This is a genomic window from Planomonospora corallina (assembly GCF_042650625.1).
GTDB classification, from domain to species: Bacteria; Actinomycetota; Actinomycetes; order Streptosporangiales; family Streptosporangiaceae; genus Planomonospora_B; species Planomonospora_B corallina.
Map to the genome: position 1 here is coordinate 31705 of NZ_JBHSBM010000059.1, position 2113 is coordinate 33817.

Below are 2113 nucleotides of genomic sequence, written 5' to 3' on the forward strand. Positions count from 1 at the left end.
GCCGCCGCAGCGGCGGCCCGCACCCGGCGGGGCAGCACGATCCGATCCGGCTCCGTGCGGCCCGGCCCCTGGCCCGCGCCCCGCGACGGCGGCCCGGTCCCCGCCCCGCGCCCGCGCCGGGCCCGCTCGATCTCCGCGCGGCTCAGACCGGGCAGACCCCGCCGGGCCCGGCCCTCCACCACCCGCAGCCCGAACCGGCGCTCCATCCGGCCGCACAACGCCGACATGACCATGCGGTCACGGCCCGGCCGGGCCAGGCGGCAGTCGTCACGCACCAGGTTGACCGCCAGGTGGATATGGTCGTTGCCGCCCGCGGACGACCCGTGGTGCACCGCAATCCACCGGCACGGCGCCCGCCCGCCGCAGCCATCGAACCCGAGCACCGCCACGGCCGCACGGGCGACCTCGGCCCACTGCTCATCCGTCAGGCACTCGCCTGGAGCCAGGGAAAGCGCGCAGTGCCACACCCAGCCACCAGGCGATGGTCATCCAGCGCGTGCCCGAGCTCCGCCACCCGCCCCCGGTGCGCCGGCGTATCCAGGCGGGTGCCGTCGGCGACCTCCAGCTGCTCGTCCGCGGCGATCACCCGCTGGTCGCGATGCTCGTTGCCGCGCCCGGGACCGAACAGGTAGCTCACCAGGCCCGCCATGTCCCGGCCATACGCGGGAGCGATCTTGGCGATCACCGCTCGCCCCCACCCGCCCGACCGGCCAGCACTACAGCGGCGGCCTCCAGCCGCTCGGCGGCCCGCCCCACCGCCTCCAGCGTCGCGAGCACCTGCTGCCGCTGCTCCAGGGCGAGCCCGGCGTCCACCGCGGCGGCGAGCTGGGTCAGGGTGGCGCCGGCCGCGCGCAGCTGCCGGGTGGCCATCGCGATCTCCCGGGCCATCGCCCGCCGCTCACCGATCGGCAACCGCCGATCGGCACCATCCAGCTCGGCCAGCGCCAGCTCGGCCAGCAGCCGCGGAACGCTCACCTCGGCCGCCGCTGCCGCGGCTGCAGACGCTCGGGCGCCTCCCCCGTCTGCGGCACCGGCGGCCCTCCCCTCCCCGCGAGGCACCCGCCCCCGACAAGGGCGGGGACGGATCACCGCCAAGGTAACCAAAGTGATCAACCAGCGAAAGGATCTGACGTCAGATCCTCATCTTGCTACCTCCCGATCCGGGCGGAGCAGTTTCCCGGAACGAAGCGCGCCGGGCCGGTGACCGCGGCGGGGAAAACCCCGGCGCCGAGCGCGGGGCCGGCGGCGGCCCCCGGGACTGAAAACCCCTGGCTCGCCCCTGTGGAATTACGTCCGACGTGTCTGCCAACGTGCTCCGCGAAACGGCGGTCCGCCGGACACGAAAACACCCCGCCGCGCGGCTCGCACCGGGGCAGGGCGCAGGCGTCGACCGCTCGGGTCAACTGCCGCCGGGCCGGGGACCCTTCGGCCGCGTCGTGCCGGTGGCCCGGCGGACCCGCTCGGCATGGCGGTCGCAGGCGCGCGGCGCCAGCTCGTCGCCAATGCCGCTGCGCCACAGCATGTCCAGGTCGTCGATGCTGTCGGCGCCGCGTATCATCCCGGCCACAATCAAGGCGCATTTGCCGATGCGTTCACCCCATTGCGGGTGGCGATCGTGACATGCTCACCGGCCAGTCCGTCCAAACCGCAATACTCGGCCAGATGCATCGTCAGGGCCAGCCCGCCGTGGGCGACCACGTGAGTGACTACGGCAGCTGGAATCGCAGAGAATTCCCATCCTCCAGCTTGGAGGGTACCTCACTTCATCTAACGATCAGCCCATCAAATTTAAACACGTGGGTCAAAGATCAGTTACAGCTAGGACCGCACCTGATTCAACTCTCCAGCCACGACTGCATACAAAACTCGCCAATAGCAATAAAGTTTAATCAAGTCAAGCCTTGCTGTGGTGGTCAAGAATTAATTATCTTTGTAGTCATCTGCCTGGCGCCGACAGAGGGGTCCGGGCGGGGAGTAGCTACTCCCATAAGTAGTTTCAGCTACGGGCGGAGATGCTTGGCGGCCAATCCGCCCGTAGCACATCATCGGATGCAACAGGTACTACATTCGTAGATCTTGATTCATTTGGCCCCGCTGCGGGATGTAGTTAAGT

4 protein-coding genes are annotated in these 2113 nt (G+C 70.1%); all 4 read right to left on the minus strand.

Features of this window, described 5'->3' with window-relative positions; translation table 11 throughout:
- Positions 1 to 467 (minus strand): relaxase/mobilization nuclease domain-containing protein (locus ACFOWE_RS31180; RefSeq protein WP_377294196.1); only part of this gene is annotated, 467 nt, incomplete at its 3' end.
- Positions 425 to 685, minus strand: coding sequence for a hypothetical protein (locus ACFOWE_RS31185; protein WP_377294198.1), 261 nt, complete (start codon positions 683 to 685; stop codon positions 425 to 427). The genes ACFOWE_RS31185 and ACFOWE_RS31180, both read right to left, overlap by 43 nt.
- Positions 682 to 975, minus strand: a complete 294-nt coding sequence (locus ACFOWE_RS31190; RefSeq protein ID WP_377294200.1) for a hypothetical protein — start codon at positions 973 to 975, stop codon at positions 682 to 684. The genes ACFOWE_RS31185 and ACFOWE_RS31190 overlap by 4 nt, the downstream gene beginning before the upstream one ends.
- Positions 976 to 1399: 424 nt before the next feature.
- Positions 1400 to 1558, minus strand: coding sequence for a hypothetical protein (locus tag ACFOWE_RS31195; RefSeq protein WP_377294202.1), 159 nt, complete (start codon positions 1556 to 1558; stop codon positions 1400 to 1402).
- Positions 1559 to 2113 lie beyond the last annotated feature (555 nt).